General features: G+C 69.4%; 16 protein-coding genes. 7 read left to right on the forward strand and 9 right to left on the reverse strand.

The features are described from left to right. Nucleotides 1-42: 42 nt before the first annotated feature. The 8 genes from J2P76_RS08780 to gtdA form a co-directional block, all read right to left on the reverse strand. Nucleotides 43-1,395: an FAD-dependent oxidoreductase gene (locus tag J2P76_RS08780; protein ID WP_207406399.1), complete on the reverse strand. Its 1,353-nt coding sequence runs from the start codon at nt 1,393-1,395 to the stop codon at nt 43-45. Nucleotides 1,396-1,418: 23 nt separating this feature from the next. Then, complete coding sequence (locus J2P76_RS08785; RefSeq protein ID WP_207406400.1) at nt 1,419-2,405, reverse strand: tripartite tricarboxylate transporter substrate binding protein; 987 nt, start codon at nt 2,403-2,405, stop codon at nt 1,419-1,421. Continuing rightward, on the reverse strand, nt 2,398-2,778 hold the full coding sequence (locus tag J2P76_RS08790) for a chorismate mutase (protein ID WP_207406401.1): 381 nt from the start codon (nt 2,776-2,778) through the stop codon (nt 2,398-2,400). Before J2P76_RS08790 ends, J2P76_RS08785 begins: the two co-directional genes overlap by 8 nt. A 24-nt stretch (nt 2,779-2,802) precedes the next feature. Further along, nucleotides 2,803-3,441 carry a maleylacetoacetate isomerase gene (maiA, locus tag J2P76_RS08795; protein WP_207406402.1) on the reverse strand — a complete coding sequence of 213 codons (639 nt, stop codon included), beginning with the start codon at nt 3,439-3,441 and terminating at the stop codon, nt 2,803-2,805. 33 nt (nt 3,442-3,474) lie between these two features. Then, nucleotides 3,475-4,440: a tripartite tricarboxylate transporter substrate binding protein gene (locus J2P76_RS08800; RefSeq protein WP_207406403.1), complete on the reverse strand. Its 966-nt coding sequence runs from the start codon at nt 4,438-4,440 to the stop codon at nt 3,475-3,477. Nucleotides 4,441-4,547: 107 nt separating this feature from the next. Continuing rightward, complete coding sequence (locus J2P76_RS08805) at nt 4,548-5,807, reverse strand: flavin-dependent oxidoreductase (RefSeq protein ID WP_207406404.1); 1,260 nt, start codon at nt 5,805-5,807, stop codon at nt 4,548-4,550. Nucleotides 5,808-5,810: 3 nt separating this feature from the next. Next, entirely contained in the window at nt 5,811-6,509 is a 699-nt protein-coding gene (locus J2P76_RS08810; protein ID WP_207406405.1) for a fumarylacetoacetate hydrolase family protein, read from the reverse strand. 36 nt (nt 6,510-6,545) lie between these two features. Beyond that, nucleotides 6,546-7,598: a gentisate 1,2-dioxygenase gene (gtdA, locus tag J2P76_RS08815; protein WP_207406406.1), complete on the reverse strand. Its 1,053-nt coding sequence runs from the start codon at nt 7,596-7,598 to the stop codon at nt 6,546-6,548. 138 nt (nt 7,599-7,736) lie between these two features. Between gtdA and J2P76_RS08820 the strand changes: the two genes are divergently transcribed. From J2P76_RS08820 to J2P76_RS08850, 7 genes are all read left to right on the forward strand, one after another. Next, entirely contained in the window at nt 7,737-8,666 is a 930-nt protein-coding gene (locus tag J2P76_RS08820) for a LysR substrate-binding domain-containing protein (protein ID WP_207406407.1), read from the forward strand. A 270-nt stretch (nt 8,667-8,936) separates the two neighbouring features. Next, entirely contained in the window at nt 8,937-11,321 is a 2,385-nt protein-coding gene (locus tag J2P76_RS08825) for a type VI secretion system Vgr family protein (protein WP_207406410.1), read from the forward strand. A 13-nt stretch (nt 11,322-11,334) separates the two neighbouring features. Then, complete coding sequence (locus J2P76_RS08830; protein ID WP_207406411.1) at nt 11,335-11,742, forward strand: DUF3592 domain-containing protein; 408 nt, start codon at nt 11,335-11,337, stop codon at nt 11,740-11,742. Between the two features lie 14 nt (nt 11,743-11,756). Beyond that, nucleotides 11,757-14,384 carry a DUF2169 family type VI secretion system accessory protein gene (locus tag J2P76_RS08835; protein ID WP_207406413.1) on the forward strand — a complete coding sequence of 876 codons (2,628 nt, stop codon included), beginning with the start codon at nt 11,757-11,759 and terminating at the stop codon, nt 14,382-14,384. Then, on the forward strand, nt 14,381-15,460 hold the full coding sequence (locus tag J2P76_RS08840; RefSeq protein WP_207406421.1) for a pentapeptide repeat-containing protein: 1,080 nt from the start codon (nt 14,381-14,383) through the stop codon (nt 15,458-15,460). The genes J2P76_RS08835 and J2P76_RS08840 overlap by 4 nt, the downstream gene beginning before the upstream one ends. Nucleotides 15,461-15,489: 29 nt before the next feature. Next, complete coding sequence (locus J2P76_RS23735; RefSeq protein ID WP_347565300.1) at nt 15,490-16,425, forward strand: PAAR-like domain-containing protein; 936 nt, start codon at nt 15,490-15,492, stop codon at nt 16,423-16,425. Then, complete coding sequence (locus tag J2P76_RS08850; protein ID WP_242697327.1) at nt 16,415-17,017, forward strand: suppressor of fused domain protein; 603 nt, start codon at nt 16,415-16,417, stop codon at nt 17,015-17,017. Before J2P76_RS23735 ends, J2P76_RS08850 begins: the two co-directional genes overlap by 11 nt. A gap of 129 nt (nt 17,018-17,146) precedes the next feature. On the opposite strand, the gene glpK is transcribed toward J2P76_RS08850, so the two are convergent. Then, nucleotides 17,147-18,667 (reverse strand): glycerol kinase GlpK, encoded by a 1,521-nt coding sequence (gene glpK / locus J2P76_RS08855; protein ID WP_207406429.1) that lies wholly within the window; start codon nt 18,665-18,667, stop codon nt 17,147-17,149. Between the last annotated feature and the right edge of the window lie 32 nt (nt 18,668-18,699).

Genomic DNA, 18,699 nt, shown 5'->3' on the forward strand with positions numbered 1-18,699 from the left:
GCGAGGTTCCGCGCGGGAACCGATGAAAAGGGGCGGGCCGCGTCATGCCGGCTCGCCCAGGAACGCGCCCCGGCGGCGCAACTGGTCCTGCAGGGCCGCGGCGGGCAGCTGGCGCAGCGCCACGCCGGCGCGCAGCGCCAGCGCCGCGGCGGTGCCGGCGGCCTCGCCCATCACGAAGCAGCTGCCGCTGACGCGCGCGGCCGACTGGCCTTCGTGCGTCATGCCGGCGCAGCGGCCGGCCACCAGCACGTTGGGCGCGGCGCCGGACGCCAGGCGCGGCACGATCATGCGCAGCGGCAGCTGGTTGTAGCCGCGCGACTGCGGTATGGGCGGCCACACCCACTGCACGTCGCCGGCCACATGGATTTCCAGCGGCCAGCCATTGACGCCGATGCTGTCCGGGAAGTCGGCGCAGCCCAGCACGTCGTCGCGGCTGAGCATGTACTCGGCCACGATGCGGCGGGTTTCGCGTATACCCAGCTGCGGGGCGATGTCCAGCACGTAGGCGCGCTCGAACCCGGGTACCCGCGCCCGCAGGAACGCCAGGTAGTCGACGATCTGCCGGCGGCCTTCCAGTTCGCCCGCCGACAGCGACAGCGCGTCGGTGCCGTCGGCGGCCGAGCCGTCGGGATTGCTGAGCTGGGTCACGTTGACGCGCCACTCGTAATCGTGTTTCTGGGGGCGCACAATGGCGCCGCGCCGCGGAAAGCGGAACTCGCCGCTGGCCTCGGCCTCGTCCATCAGCCGCGGAATGATCTTCCAGGCTTCGCGGGCGCGTTCGCCGTCGACGTTGCCCACCTTGAACATCAGCGTGGGGTACATCATGTGGCCCTGGCCGTCGCCTTTCTCGAACGGCAGGCCGGCCCACTGGGCGATATCGGCGTCGCCCGAGCAGTCGATGAATACGCGGCCGCGCACCGCGCGCGGGCCCGACTTGGTTTCCAGCAGCAGGGCATCCACCGCGCCGTCGGCGCCGCGCGCCACGCCGGTGGCCAGCGCGTGGAACAGCACCTGCGCGCCACTGTCGCGCAGCAGGCCATCGGCCGCGCACTTGAAGGCCGATACGTCGTAGGCCTGGGCGTGGATCTTGCCCAGGATCAGGTGCGGCTCGTTCAGGCCGTCCAGCGCGCGCATGCGGTCGAGCAGCTCGTCCGCCATGCCGTGCACTACCTGCCGGATATCGCCGTGCACATTGGCGTGCAGGCCGCAGAAATTGGAAACGCCCGCCGCCGTGCCCATGCCGCCCAGAAAGCCGTAGCGTTCGGCCAGCAGCACGCTGGCGCCGTTGCGCGCGGCGCTGGCGGCCGCCAGCAGGCCGGCCGGCCCGCCGCCCAGCACGACGACGTCGTACTCGCCGTGTACTGGTATCTGGCGCGGGGGTTCGGTGACGAACATCGGAGGCTCCTTGGGTGCGTGCATTACTGGGCCTGGATGCCCAGCTGCTTGATCAGCGGCTTCCAGCGCCGCAGTTCATCATCCATGTAGGCGCGGAATTCGGCCGGCGTGTCGCCCACCGGATCCATGTACTGCGCGCGCAGGCGCTGCTGCACGGCCGGGTCGTGGATGGCCTGGATCAGCGCGTCGGCGAGTTTCTTCCGGATATCGGCGGGTACCTTGGACGATACGACAAAGCCGATCCAGGCCGAGCCTTCGATGCCCTTCACGCCCACTTCGCCCAGCGTGGGAATATCGGGCAGCAGCGCCGAGCGCTTCGACGAGGTGACGGCCAGCGCTTTCAGGCGGCCGTCTTTCACCATGGGCATCACGGCGATGGGCGGCAGCGCGGCGAATTGCGTGTCGCCGGCGATCACCGAGCTCAGCGCGGCTGGCGACGAGGGGTAGGGCACGTGCACCGCCTTGGCGCCAATGCGCTGCAGCATCAGCTCGACCGACAGGTGCGATACCGTGCCCGCGCCCGGCGACGGGAAGTTGTACTGGTCGGGGTGCTGCTTCAGCGCGTCGAGCAGCTGCGCGATGCTGGTGATGCCCGACTTGGCCGGCACGACCAGCACGTTGGGCTGGTGCACGGCCAGCGTCAGGGCGGCCAGGTCTTTGAAAGGGTCATAGGGCAGCTTGTCGAACAGCACGGTATTGTTGACCAGCGGGCCGGTGATGGACACCCCGAAGGTATAGCCGTCGGGCTTGGCGTTGGCGATGGCGAAGGTGCCGATGTTGCCGCTGGCGCCGGGCTTGTTCTCGACCACCACGGTCTGCCCCAGGATGCTGCCGGCCTTGTCGCCGACGATGCGCGCCACCTGGTCGGGGCTGGAGCCGGGGCCGAACGGCACCACCAGCTTCAGGGGCTGGGCCGGCCAGCCGGCCGCATGCGCCGTGGCCAGCGGCATCAGTATCAGTACGGTGCTCAACAGTCGGCGGCGCCAGCCGCTGGCGATCAAATCATGCATCAGGGTCTCCCGTTGGTGTCATTTTTTTGAAGTAGTGCTGCTCGTTGGCGATGAAGGCCGCCACCATGGCGCGGTAGGCGGCCTCGACCACGTCCTCCAGGTTCTCGAACCCCTGGTCGTGGCGGCGCGCCAGCTCGCGTGCCCGCACAAAGACTTCGGCCTGGCGCGCCGGCGCGCTGACCTGGAACGCATCGCGCTTGAAGCGCGCCGCGTCCTTTACATACATGGCGCGCTCGGCGATCAGCCGCACGATCGCGTCGTCGAGCCGGTCGATGTGCGCGCGCACCTCGCCCAGGCTGGCGCACAGCGGGCGATAGGCCGGGTCGTCGTACCGGCGCAGCGGGCCGGATGCGGGGTCGGGTTCGGTGGCCATGGCGTGTCTTCGCAAGAGGCCGGCTCAGCCGGCGTAGTCGGGCTGACGCTGCGGGGCGGCCGCCTGGAAGGCCGGCTGCTCGCTGCAATGCGCGTACACGCGCATTGCGTGCGGATAGGCCGCCAGGTCGCAGCCCATGCGCTGCGCATTGGCGATCTGCGGCACCAGGCAGCAGTCGGCCAGCGTGGGCGCCGCGCCGAAGCAATAGGGGCCGCCGCCGTGGCGCGCCAGCAGGGCCTCGACCGTGGCCATGCCTTCGCGGATCCAGTGGCCGTACCAGGCGTTCTTCTGTTCGTCGGTCGCGCCCAGCACATCCTGCAGATAGCGCAGGATGCGCAGGTTGTTCACCGGGTGCATGTCGCAGGCAATGGCGTACGACAGCTCCAGTACGCGCGCGCGCTGCTCCGGGTCGGCCGGGATCAGGCGCGGTTCGGGGTGCCGGGCATCCAGGTAGTCGATGATGGCCAGCGACTGCCCCAGCGCCAGGCGGCCGTCGTCCAGCAGCGGCACGTTGGCCGACGGATTGCGCGCCACATAATCCGCGGCGCGGTGCTCCAGTTTGCGGATATTGACGGGCACGTAGTCGTACGGCAGGCCCTTGAGCGCCAGCGCGATGCGCACGCGGTACGAGGTGGAACTGTTGAAGAAGCTGTGCAGTTGCATGGAAGTCTACTGGGGGTGGCGGATGGGAGCGGTTCAGTCGGCGCTGATGCCGGTGCGCGTGATGATGTCGTCCCAGCGCTTGGCGTCCTTGGCGACCAGCGCGCCGAACTCGGCCGGCGTGGAGGTGGCGGGCACCATGCCCTGGGCGTCGAACGCCTTCGCGGTGGCGGGGTCTTGCAGGATGACGTTGATGGCCTGGTTCATGCGCCCCACGATCGCCTCGGGCGTGCCGGTTGGCGCGAACAGGCCGTACCACATGTCCACGTCGGCGCCCTGCAGCCCGGCCTCGGTCAGGGTCGGCACGTCGGGCAATTGCGGCAGGCGCTTGGGGCTGCCGGTGGCGATGACCTTCAGCTTGCCGGCCCGCACTTGCGGCAGCGCCACGTGCACCGGCAGGAACATATAGTCCAGCCGCCCGCCCAGCATGTCGGTGACGGCCCCGGCGGTGCCCTTGTAGGGCACGTGCAGCATGCTGGTATGGGTGCGGTCCAGGAACAGCGCCATCGACAGGTGGTGCGGCGTGCCCACGCCGGGCGTGCCGTAGGTGAGCTTGCCGGGCGCGGCCTGGGCGGCCTTGACCACGTCGGCCACCGTCTTGGCCGGGTTGGAGGGATGCGTGACCAGCAGCAGCGAGCCCCATGAGGTCTGGCCGATGGGCGCCAGGTCTTTCAGCGGGTCGAAGTGCAGCTTGCCCTTGTACAGGCTGCTGTTCATGACCAGCGTGTTCACGGTAACCAGGAAGGTGTAGCCGTCGGGTTCGGCGCGCGCGGCTTTTTCGGTGCCGATATTGCCGCTGGCGCCGGCCAGGTTCTCGACCACCACCGGCTGGCCCAGCGCCTGGGGCAGATGGGCGGCCAGCTGGCGGGCGATCAGGTCGATGCCGGTGCCGGGCGTGAAGGGCACGACCAGCGTGATGGGACGCTCGGGCCAGGCGGCGTGGCTGGCCGTGGCGGCCAGCGCCAGGGCCAGCGCGGCCATGGCGCGGATCAGGATGTTCATTTGTCTCTCCTTGCCTTGCATGTAGTTATGGGGCGCTGCCTTGCTACTAAGGTGTCTGACACCCTGCGGGAGTCAGACACCGAAGCAGGATGCCCGGACACCTGCCATCACAAAAACGATGCCCGCGCCTTCAGGCTGGCCGGATCGAAGCCGGCCACCTGCTTGTAGCGGTGCGAGATGCCTTCCAGCTCTTGCCGGCTGATGACGTCTTCGATGCGCTGGTAGGGGCGGTCGCCCGAGCGCTCATACACTTCGCGCAGGATCGCGTCGGGCGGGTTGCTGCGGTTGGTGAGCACCACGCGCGTGGTGGCCTCGACCCGCACGCGGTCGTATTCCTGCAGGGCCGCGTTGCCCAGGCCCAGGTGCTTGAGCCGCCCAGCCAGGAAGCGGGCGTCGATCACCGCCTGGCCCGCGCCGTTCGAGCCGCGCGGCACCATGGGGTGGGCGGCGTCGCCCAGCAGCGTCACGCGTCCGCGGGTCCAGGTGGGCAGCGGGTCCTGGTCCACCATGGGGTATTCCAGAATCGAGTCGGCGTTGCGGATCAGCGCCGCCACATCCAGCCAGTCGAACTGCCAGCCGGCGAAGGCCGGGTAGAAGTCTTCCAGGCGGCCGGCGCGGGTCCAGTCGCGCTGGGCCGGCACGGGCGATTCGATTTCCGCCACCCAGTTCACCAGCTGGTTGCCTTCGGCGTCGATGGCGTCGCGTATCGGGTAGATGACCATCTTGCCGCCGGCCAGCCAGCCCGCGCGCACCATGCTGGCGCCGCTGAGAAACGCCGGGTGGCGGGTCACGCCGCGCCACATGTTCACGCCCGAATAGCGCGGCGCGCCCTCGTCGGGATAGAACTGCTTGCGCACGGCCGAATGGATGCCGTCGCAGCCCACCGCGATGGCGCCGCGCACCGGCGGCAGGGCTTCGCCGGCGCCATTGGCCAGGTGCACGGTGACGCTGTCGGCGTCCTGGTCGACGCGCACGCAGCGGCTGTCGGTGACCACGCTGTCGGCGCCCAGGCGTTCGCGCACCGCGGCCAGCAGCGCCATCTGCAGGTCGCCGCGATGGATCGAGTATTGCGGCCAATCGTAGCCGGCCGCCTTGCCCGCCGGCTCGCTGTAGATGAACTGGCCATGGCGGGTGAAGAAGATGGATTCTTTGGTATGCACGCCCAGGGCGTCCAACGCCGGCAGCAGCCCCAGCTCGTCCAGTTCGCGGGCGGCGTGTGGCAGCAGGTTGATGCCCACGCCCAGCGGCTGGATCTCGGCCACGGCTTCGAAGACGCGGCAGCCGATGCCCGCCTGGTGCAGGCTCAGGGCCAGCACCAGGCCGCCCACGCCGGCCCCGATGATGATGACGTCGGTATCGGTCTTCATGGGTCAGGCCACCCGCACGCGCAGCGGTTCCAGCCCCTCGACGCCGCCTTCCATCAGGTCGCCCGCCTTGACCGGGCCCACGCCCTCGGGCGTGCCGGTGTAGATCAGGTCGCCCGGCTCCAGGCGGAAGTAGTTCGACAGATAGGCGATGGTCTCGGCCACCGACCAGATCAGTTTCGAGGTGTCGCTGCGCTGCCGGTCCTGGCCGTTGACCTGCAGCCAGATCGCGGCGCGCGACAGGTCGCCCGCGTCGGCCGCGCGGTGCAGCGGCGCGATCGGCGCGCTGTGGTCGAAGGCCTTGCCCAGTTCCCAGGGGCGGCCCGCTTCGCGCATTTTCATCTGCAGGTCGCGGCGCGTCATGTCCAGGCCCACGGCATAGCCCCAGACGTGGTCCAGCGCCTGTTCGGCCGGAATGCGGGCGCCGCCCTTGCCTATGGCCGCCACCAGCTCGATTTCGTAGTGATAGTTGGCGGTTTCGGGCGGATACGGGATTTCCAGCGTGGCGCCGGCTTCGGCCGGCACCACCGCGTCGGCCGGCTTGCAGAAGAAGAAGGGCGGCTCGCGATCGGGGTCGAAGCCCATTTCGCGGGCATGCGCGGCGTAGTTGCGGCCCACGCAGTAGACGCGGCGCACGGGGTAGTGATCCTGGCTGCCGACAACCGGCACGGCGACCGGGGCGGCGGGGGCAAAGACATAAGACATGTATGAACCTTGGTTAGAGCGGAATGAACAGGCGGGTCAGCCTTCGCGCGACTCGCGCAGCAGGCCCAGGGCGGCTTGCACCGGCCGGTCGGAATAGCTGAACAGGGTGGCGTCTTCCAGCGCGCCCAGCTGTACGGGCAGCCACGAGGGCGCCACGAAGATGTCGCGCGGGCCGAACTCGAACTGCTGGTCGCCGATGCGCGCCGTGCCGCGGCCCTCGACCACGCTGTACACGGTGGAGTCGGTGCTGCGGTAGGTCTTGCCGTGGAATCCGGCCGGCAGGAACTGCATGAAGGTGGCCATGGTGGGCATGGGATAGCCGCCGGTGGCCGGGTTGACGTAGCGCAGCTTCACGCCGTCCCAGGCATCCAGCTCGCCGTGGCGGTACAACTGGTCCAGCGCTTCGCGGCTGCGTTCGTAGGGGTAGTTGAAAATCGGCGACGAGCCGCTGGCCGGCTGGTAGCGCACCGGCGCCATGTTGTGGCCGAAGCGCGCGGTGCTGTCGCCTTCGGGGCGGCTGACCGGCTGCGTGGCGGCGGGGTAGTTCTCGGCGAAGCCGGCATCCAGGAAGCGCAGCAGCGGGATGTCCAGGCCGTCCAGCCAGATCACCGGTTCGCCGCCGTCGGCGGCTTCCAGGTTGCCGTGGTCGTGCCAGGTCCAGGACGGCGTGATGATGAAGTCGCCGGGGTGCATGGTGGTGCGCTCGCCGTTCACGGCGGTATAGGCGCCCTTGCCCTCGACGATGAAGCGCAGCGCCGATTGCGTGTGCCGGTGGCTGGGGGCGATTTCGCCCGGCAGGATCAGCTGCAGCCCGGCGTACAGGGTCTGGGTGATGCTGGCCTGGCCCGCCAGGCCGGGGTTTTCCAGGATCAGCACGCGGCGCACGGCTTCTTCGGCGCTGATCAGCGTGCCGGATTCCAGCACGTCGGCGCGCACGTCGTCGTACTTCCAGAGGGCGGGCAGGCAGCGCGACGCGGGCTGGCGCGGCACCAGGTTGTGCAGCGATTCCCACAGCGGCGCCATGTGCTTGCGGGCGATGCGGGTGTAATAGGCGGCGCGGGCGTCGGCGGAAGTGGGGCCGTCGGGCATGATGGGTGTCTCCGGGTTCCGGCCGGCCTGGCGGCCGGCTGCTGACATGTTGTTTTGGCCATTATGAAGCCGCCAGCCATGTCGAAAAAAATGAAATAAACTTATTATTCATACATAAAACAATATGGCGGGAGACTCATGGACTGGACCCACCGGCTGCGCCTGCGCAACCTGAAAATGCTGCTCAGCCTGGCGCAGACCCGCAATATCAGCCATTCGGCGGCCATGCTGAACACCACCCAGCCAGGCCTGTCGAAGTGGCTGAAAGACCTGGAAGAAGACATCGGCCTGCCGCTGTTCGAGCGCCACGCGCGCGGGCTGCGGCCCACGCCGTACGGCGAGGCCCTGATCGCGCACGCCCAGCGCATCGATGCCCAGCTCGACCGCGCCAGTGGCGACATGGCGGCGCTGCGCGAGGGCGGCGGCGGGCGGGTGGTGATCGGCGCTTCCGGCGCGTCCGCCTCCGACACCGTGCCGCTGGCGGTGGTGCGCCTGCTCGAACGCATGCCGCAGGCGCGCGTGAAGCTGGTCGAAGGCACCACCGACCGCCTGCTGGCACAGCTGGCGCAAGGCGACCTGGACATCGTGGTGGGCCGCTATGCGCCCGAGCACCACGACCCCGCCGTGCAGTCCGAGGCCCTGTACCTCGAGCCCGTGCACCTGGTGGCGCGTCCGCGCCATCCGCTGCTTGCCAAGGCATCGGTGCAGTGGGCCGACGTGCAGGCGTACCGCTGGATCCTGTGGCCCAAGGGCACGCCGATCCGCAATGCGCTGGACACGGCGCTCGAGGCGGTGGGGCTGTCGGCGCCGGCCGATGCGGTGGAATCCAATTCGGTCACCGTCAATCTCACCCTGATCAATAACAGCGACCTGATCGGCGTGGCCTCGCACCGCGCCGCCCTGCGTTTTTCGCACATGAACGCGATGCGCATCGTGCCGTTGCGCCTGTCGGGTTTCGGATCGGTGGCCATGTACTGGCGCCGCGAGACCTTCCTGCCGGCCGCGGTAGAGGCCGCCATGGCCTGCCTGCGCCAGGCCGTGGCCGACCACGCCCCGGCCAGCCGCTGAGTTGCCCAGGTGTCCGGCTCCGCAGGAGCCAGACACCGACGTGCGCCGACGGTACCGTGCCTGACACCTGCGCAGTCAGGCATCTGATGCACTCCGATTCGCTCGGCAGTTGTATGCGTTCGCAAATTCTGTAACCGCGCCCCAGGAGGGCGCGGTTACGTTTCGGCGTACTGAAGCATTGCCGTCATCCTGCCTGCCTAGCATCGTCCCCGGGGCCGCCTTGGGCCCGCCGCGCGACCTTGCGCCGCCTACGGACTACAGACAGCAGACATGGACAACGTCATTTCGCTTCAACGCCGCACCGTCGTCGCCCGCTCGCCGCTGCCCGACGACATGCTGGCGTTCCGCGGCATGGTGGGCCATGAGGCCCTGTCGCAGCTGTTCGAGCTGGACATCGACCTGGTGTCGCCGTCGCATTCGCTGGACATGAAGCAGCTGCTGGGCAAGCCGTTGACACTGGACATCCAGGCCGCCGGCGGCCTGCGCTACCTGAACGGCCACATCACCCGCTGCAAGCTGGCCGGCCGCGAAGGTCCGACCTCGCGCCTGTACCGCTACCGCGCCACGGTGCGCCCCTGGCTGTGGTACCTGACGCAGACCTCGGACAGCAAGATATTCCAGAACAAGAGCGTGCCCGACGTGATCCGCGAGGTGCTGGCCGAATACCCCTTCCCGGTGGAATTCAAGCTGGCCGGCAGCTACCGCAACTGGGAATACTGCGTGCAGTACCAGGAGACCGACTTCGCCTTCATCAGCCGCCTGATGGAGCACGAGGGCATCTATTACTGGTTCCGCCACGGGGCCGGCCAGCATACCCTGGTGCTGACCGACGACGTGACGCAGCACGAAAACTGCCCGGGCTACGACACCATCCCGTACTACGGCCCCGACCGCGTGACCGTGCCGCAGCAGGAATACATCTCCAGCTGGGAAATCGCCGAACAGATCACGCCGGGGGCGTTCGCCACGTCGGACTACCACTTCAAGACGCCCGGGGCCGACCTGCAGGCGCGCCGCAACAACCCGGGCGGCTACGACCACAGCGACCTGGAAATGTACGAATGGCAGGGCGGCTACACCAACCCGGCCGACGCCGAGCGCTACACGCGCATCCGCCTCGAAGAGCTGCAATGCCGGCAAGAGCAGATCAACGGCGCCTGCAACGCGCACGGCATGGCGCCCGGCTACCTGTTCACGCTGCGCAACCACCCGCGCCAGGCCGAAAACCGTGAATACCTGATCGTGTCGGCGCACTACCGCATCCAGGAAGCGGGCGAGGCCAGCGGCCTGGACGCCGCGGTGTTCGACGTGGGCTTCACGGTGCTGCCGTCCGCCACGCCGTTCCGCGCGCCGCGCGTCACGCCCCTGCCGCACACGCATGGCCCGCAGACGGCGCGCGTGGTGGGCAAGGCGGGCGAGCAGATCTGGACCGACAGCTACGGCCGCATCAAGGTGCAGTTCCACTGGGACCGCTACGGCCAGAAGAACGAAAACAGCTCGTGCTGGGTGCGGGTGTCCAGCCCCTGGGCGGGCGGCGGCTTCGGCGGCATCCAGCTGCCGCGCGTGGACGACGAGGTCATCATCGACTTCATCGGCGGCCATCCCGACCGGCCCATCGTCATCGGCCGGGTCTACAACGCCAGCAACATGCCGCCCTGGGAGCTGCCCGGCAACGCCACCCAAAGCGGCTTCCTGAGCCGCTCGCGCGACGGCACGCCGGGCAACGCCAATGCGCTGATGTTCGAAGACAAGCCGGGCGGCGAGCTGGTATGGCTGCATGCCGAACGCGACCTGACGTCGGAAGTCGAGGGCAACGAGCTGCACAACACCGACGGCACCCGCACCACCACCGTCGGTTCGAACGACACCACCATGATCGGCACCCTGGGCGGCGGCAACCGCGACATCACCGTGCACGGCACCGACCGCCTGCAGGTCGACAGCACCCGTACGGTCAATGTCGACGGCGCTGAAACGTACACCGTCAAGCAGCAGCGCACGGTGCACGTGACCGACGGCCTGATGAAGGAAGAGTTCGACAAGGGCCTGAACACCACCGTCGCCGCCAACGGCGAGATCCGCAACATCACCGGGCTGTTCGACGAAACACTCAACGACGGCGAGACGCGCCTGGTGACCGGCACGTTCGATGAAACGCTGGACGGCAACGTGACCCAGACCATCAAGGGCGGCGGCACGTTTACCGAGACCATCACGGCCAACCACATCCACGACCTGACCGGTACCCAGGACTCGACCATTACCGGCGCGGTCACCCATACGGTGAACGGCACCTTCACCAAGACCGTGACCGACCCGCTGACGGTCAATGCCGACACCAGCATGACGGTCAATACGCCCAGCTGGACGGTCAGCGGCGCCAAGCAGGCGTTCTGGACCGGCAACCTTGTGCGGGGCACGCCGGCGCGCGCCACCGTGGTGCTGGCGGCGGCCGACCTGTGGGGGGTGCGGCAGCAGGTGTACGCCGGCATCAACTCGCAGTGGTCCACGGTGAAGCTCGACCTGGCCGCCTTCAAGAACGGCGACCAGGGGTTCGAGTTCGGCGGCGCCGCCACGCAGATCAAGGGCATCGGGGTGCAGATCAAGAGCGGGGTGGCCGGCATCATCTCGCGGGTGGCCAATATTTTCCCATGACGAGGCGGGCGCAATGAGCAATGTGGGGTGGTGGCTGGCCGGGACAATCGCCACCGTGGTGTTCATCGGCTTTGTGGCGATGATCGTGCGCGAAAACGCGCGGCCCTTCGAGCAAGAGCGCAAACTGGCCGCCCAGCTGGCGCAGACAGGGCAGCCCGCCGCGGCCACGGTGCTGGCGCTGGAACGCCAGCCGGGCGGCCGGCCGTTCGCCCTGCCTGTGAAGCTGAGCCTGCGCTTCGCCGACGCCGACGGCCGCGAACAAGAGGCCGACCTGCAGATGTACATCGACCGCGAGTTGCTGGCGGGCTTCATGCCCGGGCAGACCGTGCACGTGCGCTACGACCGGCAGCACCCGGCCCGCATCGCGGTGGACCGGCAGCTGACGCCCACGGAAGTGCCCGCCGCCTGGCGCGGCAAGTAGCCGCGCCGCTCGATATGAAAATCGTCAAACCTTTGCGCCTGGGCGTGATGAGCCGGCCCTACGTGATGCGCGGCCGCGCCAGGCTGGGCGTAAGCGTGCTGGCGCTGGCCAGCCTGGACGGCGCGGCCCTGCTGCAGCCCGAAGCGGATCTCTGGACCCTGGTCGGCGAGATGCTGGGCGACGACGGCGTGCTGGACCTGGGCGTGCCCAAGCCCTGCGCCGAGTTCCTGGTCAGCGGCAGCGTCTACACCGCGCACCAGCCCCAGCGCAGCGCGTGCGTAGCGCGGGTGCGCGTGGGCAGCCTGCAGAAGAGCCTGATGGTGATGGGCGACCGCTATTGGCTGGACCAGCGCGCCACCGACCCGCTGCCCTACGACGCCATGCCGCTGGACTGGCGCCACGCGTATGGCGGCCCCTCGTATCCCGACAACCCGCACGGGCGCGGCGCCGACGAAGAAACCATCAACGGTGTGCGCACCCGCCGCCTGCCCAACATCGAGCCGCTGGACGGCCGCATGGCGCGCCCCGACCAGCGCCCGGAGCCGGCCGGCTTCGGCCCGGTGTCGCCCATGTGGCCGCGCCGCTTCCGGCGCGCCGGCGACTATCACGACAGCTGGCTGGACCAGGGCGCCCGCGGGTTCCTGGATACCCTGGACCCGCACTTTTTCAACGCCGCGCCGCCCGACCAGTGGTGGCCCGGGCAGCCCGAGCTGGCGCCCGGCGCCGATTACGAAATCTGGAATATGCATCCGCGCCGGGCCTGTGTGGAAGGCGTGCTGCCGGACTGGCGCGCGCGCTGCTTTCTGCGGCACGCCGAGAGCCAGGCGCTGCAAGCGCTGGACTTGCGGCTGACCACGGCCTGGCTGTTTCCGGATCGCGACCGCGTGGTGCTGATTTACCAGGGCGCCACCGACATTGCCGAAGACGACGGCGCCGATGTGGACCTGCTGATGCCTGCCCTGGACACGCCCGATGCCATGCGGCCGCAGTCCCATTACGAAAGCGTGCTGGCCCGCCGGCTCGACCCCGACTACGGTCCGCTGCACGTACTGCTGGACGACGAGCTGCTGCCCGAGGCGGCGCTGGGGCCCTGGGAATCGCTGGACAAGTGGAACCCCATGAACAGCCCGCTGAACCAGAACCAGCGGGCGCGCGCGGCGTCGATGCGGGCGCGCATGCGCGACGAGGCGCGCGCCGCGGGGCTGGATGCTTCGGCCTTCGATGTGCCCGAGCCGCCCGGGTTCGCCACGCCCACCCTGCAGGAACTGCCCGGCCTGGCCAGGCACGCGCGCCATGCCGCCGAAGAGGCGCGCATCGACATGCTGCATGCCCGCCGCCAGCTGGCCGGGCAACTGCGGGCCGAGGCCGGCAACATGCCGCCCGGCATGACGCCCGACTCGCTGCTGGACGGTGCGCAGGCGGGCGCGGCGCCGGGCGGGCCGCCCACGCTGTACGGGCAGCCGGGCCTGGCCACGCTGCAGGAACTGGCCGCCGGGCAGCCCCTGGGGCAGGGCGATGCCACGCTGGACGGCGCGTCGATGCGCGCCATGATGGCGCGCGCCGATGGCCAGCTGCGCGACATGTATTTGCGCGGCGCGCATCTGCAGCGCCCCGCCGAAGCGGCCCGGCCGGCCCGGGCCGGCCGCCTGCGGCGCCGCGTCCAGGCCCTGCTGGCCGGCAGCCGCGACCTGTCGGGGCTGGACCTGACCGGCGCCGACCTGTCCGGGCTGGACTTGAGCGGCGCGCGCTGCGTGGGCACCTGGTTCGAATGCGCCGACCTGTCGGATGCGCGCCTGGACGGCGCCGACCTGACCCGGGCCGTGCTGGCGCGCGTGCGGGCCGCGGGCGGTTCATGGCGCAAAACGATACTGCAGCATGCCAACCTGGGCGGCGCGGCGCTGGTGGATACGGACTTGCGCGAGGCCAGTGTGGGCCATTGCGAGCTGGCCGGCATCCGGCTCGAGCGCTGCGATCTTGCCGGCCTGGTGATGAAAGACTGCCACCTGCCCGGCGCCGAACTGATCGGCTGCCGCTTCGATGGCGCGGTGCTGGATACCGTGACCTTCTGGCAGCAGACGCGGCTGACAGACCTGGCGTTTACCGATGCCCGCATGGCGCGGGTCACCTGGGTGGACTGCGTGCTGGACGGGGTGGCCTTCGAGGGCGCCCAACTGCTGCGCTGTTCGTGGGTGCAGTCGGTGTGCGAAAGGCCGGCCGACTGGACGCGCGCGCAGCTGACGACGTGCTGCGTGGTGCTGACCGACCTGGACGAGGCGGTTTTCGCGGGCGCCACCCTGCACGAATCCAGCCTGCGCAACATCGGCCTGGCCGGCGCCGATTTCACCGGCGCGCGGCTGCAGCGCTGCGACCTGTCGGGCGCCGACCTGCAGGACGCCTGCCTGGCCGGCGCGCGCGGCGATGAGTCGCTGTTCATTCGCGCCAGCCTGAGCGGCGCCGACCTGTCCGATGCCGACCTGAAGAATGCCCTGCTGCACAAGGCCGACCTGACGCAGGCCGATTTGCGCGGCGCCAATCTGTTCCGCGCCGACCTGGCGCAGGCGCGGCTGGACGACACCACCGACACGCGCGGCGCGTACGTGCACTTGGCCAATACCCGGCCCGCCGCGAGGCCGGCCGCATGATGACGCCCGCGGCGCTGCGCGAGCGCATCAAGGGCGGCGAGGTGCTGTCCGATATCGATCTGCGCGGCCTGGCGCTGGACGGCCTGGACCTGGCGGGCGCAGTGATGCACCGCTGCGACCTGAGCGGCGCCACCCTGGCCGGCGCCGACCTGCGCGACAGCTGCTTCAGCGAATGCCGCATGAACCAGACCGACTGGCGCGGCGCCGATGCCAGCGAGTGCGCCTTTTTCCGCTGCGAGCTGGAGCAGGCCGATTTTCGCCAGGCCGCGTGCGCCGCAACCGCTTTCGTCGAATGCCGCGCGCCGCGCATCGACTTCAGCGGCACCACGCTGAGATCCTGCCATTTCACGCAGACGGTGCTGACGGGCGCGCGGCTGGAAAGCGCGGTGCTGCACGAAGGCTCGTATTCCGAATGCCCGCTGGACGAGGCCAGCTTCGCGCACGCCCGCATGGAGAAGGTGACCTTCGTGCGCGCCGACCTGCGCCGTACGCGCCTGGCCGGCGCGGCGCTGGACAAGACCGTGTTCATCGAAAGCGACCTGACCGGCCTGGCGCTGCCCGGCCAGACGCTGGAAGGCTGCCAGTTCATCGACGCGCGCATGGATGGCTGCGACCTCAGGCAAGCGAAACTGGCGCAGGCCAATTTCAAGGGCGCATCGCTGCGCCGGGCGCGCCTGAGCGGCGCGCGCGCGGACCGGGCCCTGTTCGTGCAGGCCGACCTGACCCAGGCCGATGCCGCCGGCGCGTCGTTCGAGCAAAGCGTGTGGCCCGATGCCTGCCTGGATGGCGCCGTGCTCAGCGGCGCCAACCTGACCCAGGCGGTGCTGCATCGCGCCCGCTGCGCCGCCACGCGTTTTGACGGGGCGCGCCTGGTGTATGCCGATTTTTCGTATGCCGACCTGCGCGACGCCGACCTGCGGCACGCGCAGCTGCAGCGCACGCAGCTGCACCGCGCCCTGGCCGACGGGGCGCGCTGGAGTTCGCGCGACGGCATCCTGGACAACGACCCGGCACTGTACGAAGCCGAACTGTGGTCGGCGCGCCGCGGGTCTTCCTTCCCCGCGCGCGAGCGCTGACAGGCCCCAGCACAACAAAGGAAAACCGCGTGTTCGCCGACTGCCAGCTCATGGGAATGGATCTAGCCTTTCCCGACATCTGCAAGACGCCGCCCGTATTGCTGCCCATTCCTTATCCCAATTTCGCGATCGGGCCGATGGCGATTCCCAATGTGTGGAACACGCTGTTGATGATGATGCCGGCGCACAATCTGCTGACCACCATCCCGATGACCAACGGCGACAACGCCGGCCTGGCGCTGGGCCTGATTTCTCAGACGGTCATGTCGCAGGCGCGCCGGGTGACCTGCGTGCCCAATGTGCTGTTCGGCTGCATTCCCGCCACGCGCCTGACGTGCCTGACCATACAGAACACCATCAACACCATGGGTATCCGCGCGCTGCCCAGCCAGTTGAAGGTGGTACTGCTGGGCGGGGGCGGCGGCGCGGGCCGCGGAGCGAAGGGGGCCAAGGGCGGCACGCCGGGCCGCGGCGTGCGCACCGGCAGGCTGGCCACCCGGTCGGCCAAGTCGGGCAAGAGCGGTTCGGCGCCCAAATCGGGGTCGGCGCCCAAGAGCAACGCGTCGAGCGCGTCGCGCCCGGCGTCCAGGTCCGGCCAGGCCGGCAAGCCCGGGCAGGCCGGAAAATCCGCCAAGCCGGGCGGGCAGAAGGGCGATCCGCGCTACAAACGCGGCAAGTTCCGCAAAGGCGTGCGCGACAAGGCCTGGGATGCCGCGAAGGGCAAGGACGGCAAGGTGCGCGATCCCGTGAGCAAGAAGGTGATGAAAAAAGACGAGCCCTGGGATATGGGCCACAAGCCGGGCTACGAGCACCGCAAGCATGTCAGGAGCGCGGCCGAACGCAATATCGATCGCAAGCAGTTTCTTGATGAATACAATGAACCATCCCACTACCGGCCCGAGCTGCCCAGATCCAACCGCAGCCACCAGGGCGAACTGAAAACGGACGACTATTTTGGCTTCTGACGCTTCTACCCCCGTTTCGCCGCAGCGCAAGGCCGTGGCACGCCACGCGCTGGCGGTGTTTGAAGGCACGCCGGTGGTGCACGCCTACCACCATGACGAGATCGACATGTCGATCGACATCCTGGCGGTGGACGACAGCCCCGACGACGGTCTGGTGTCGTATTCCACGCTGGGCCTGTTCGAGGCCGAGCTGCGCCACGACGACGGCGACCCGCTGGAAACGCGTGTCGAGCTGTGCGCCGAGGCGCCGCAAGAGCAGGACTTGTGGGGCAACATTCTCAGCACGGCCGCGTTCGGCCTGATGCGCGACGGCGCGGCCGTCATGCCGGGCAGCGCGCTGCCGGGCTGCGTGGGCGAATACTACCCCGAGGCCAGCGTGCCGCATCTGTACTTGTGCGTGCCGTTTTCATGGCAAGACGGCGAATTCCGCCGGCTGGAACTCGACGGGCAGGTCGTCAACTGGCTGCAGGGTTTTCCCATCAGCGACGCCGAACTGGCCTATCTGGAAGAGCAGGGCGCCGAGGCCTTCGAAGACCTGCTGCTGGAGCACGATCCCGACCTGTACGACCTGGAGCGCGACTCCGTCGTGTGAGAGCCAAGATACAAGGTGTCTGGCGCCGCGGGTGCCAGACACCGAAGCGGGCAGAGGCTGTCTCGATCGTACGGTGTCAGGCACCTTGCGGAGCCTGACACCTGGCGGCGCGGACGGCCGCCGGCGCCGCTACGCCGGCCGCGCCCAGCCCTTGGCGTGTTCGACGGCCTGGCGCCAGCGGGCCAGGCGCGCGGCGCGCTGGTCGGCATTCCAGCGCGGCTCGAAGCGGTGTTCGGCTTCCCATTGGCCGGCGAATTCGTCCAGGCCCGACCAGAATCCCGCCGCCAGCCCGGCCAGCCCCGCGGCGCCGCGCGCGGTGGATTCGGAAACGCGCGGGCGCACCACCGGCACGCCGAGCAGGTCGGTCTGCATCTGCATCAGCAGGTCGTTGCGCGCCGCGCCGCCGTCGACGCGCAGTTCGGACAACTCGATGCCGCTGTCGGCGTTCATGCAGGTGAGCAGTTCGGCACTTTGCAGGGCAATGGCTTCCAGGGTGGCGCGCGCCACATGGGCGCGCGTGGTGCCGCGCGTCAGCCCCACCAGGGTGCCGCGCGCGTAAGGGTCCCAGTCGGGCGCGCCCAGGCCGGCGAACGCGGGCACCAGGAACACATCATCGGTGTCGGGCACGCTGGCGGCCAGCGCCTCGACCTGGTCGGAACGCTGGATGATGCCCAGGCCGTCGCGCAGCCACTGCACCGCCGCGCCGGCCATGAAAACGCCGCCTTCCAGCATGTAGGTGGGCCGCCCGGCCGGGCCCGCGCCCTGGCCCGGCAGCCCCCAGCCTATGGTGGACAGCAGGTTGTTGCGCGACGCCACGGGCGCGTCGCCCACGTTCATCAGCATGAAGCAGCCGGTGCCGTAGGTGTTTTTGGCCATCCCCGGCTTGAAGCAGGCCTGGCCGAACGTGGCGGCCTGCTGGTCGCCCGCGACGCCGGCAATGGGAATGGGGCCGCCGAACCATTCGGGCAGGGCGCGGCCCACTTCGGCGCTGCTGGGCGCCACCGACGGCAGCACGCTGCGCGGGATGTCGAGCAGGGCCAGGATCTCGTCGTTCCAGTCCTGGGTGTGGATGTCGTACAGCAGCGTGCGCGACGCATTGCTGGGATCGGTGCTGTGCACCTGCCCGCCGGTCAGCTGCCACACCAGCCAGGTGTCCACGGTGCCGAAGGCCAGTTCGCCGCGCTGCGCGGCCTGGCGGGCGCCCGGCACGTTGTCCAGCAGCCAGGCCAGCTTGGTGCCGGAAAAATAGGCGTCCAGCACCAGCCCGGTGCGCGCCTGCAGCAGGCGGTCGTGGCCCTGTTCGCGCAGCCTGTCGCACAGGGGCGCGGTGCGGCGGTCTTGCCAGACCAGCGCGTGGGCCAGCGGGCGGCCGCTGGCGCGGTCCCATATCAGGGTGGTTTCGCGCTGGTTGGTGATGCCGATGGCGGCCACGTCGGCCGCGCTGGCGCCGGCATTGCGCAGCGCCTCGCGGGCCACGTCGAGCTGGCTTTGCCAGATCTCGCCGGCGTCGTGCTCGACCCAGCCCGGCTGCGGATAGTACTGGCGGAATTCGCGCTGGCCCACGCCGCGCGCCTGGCCCTGCCGGTCGAACACGATGGCGCGCGAACTGGTGGTGCCCTGATCCAGGGCCAGGATGAATGACTTCGTCACGGAGAACCTGTTCTAGAGCCTGTTGACGCTAA

This window comes from Bordetella petrii (assembly GCF_017356245.1).
Classification (GTDB): Bacteria; Pseudomonadota; Gammaproteobacteria; order Burkholderiales; family Burkholderiaceae_B; genus Bordetella_A; species Bordetella_A petrii_D.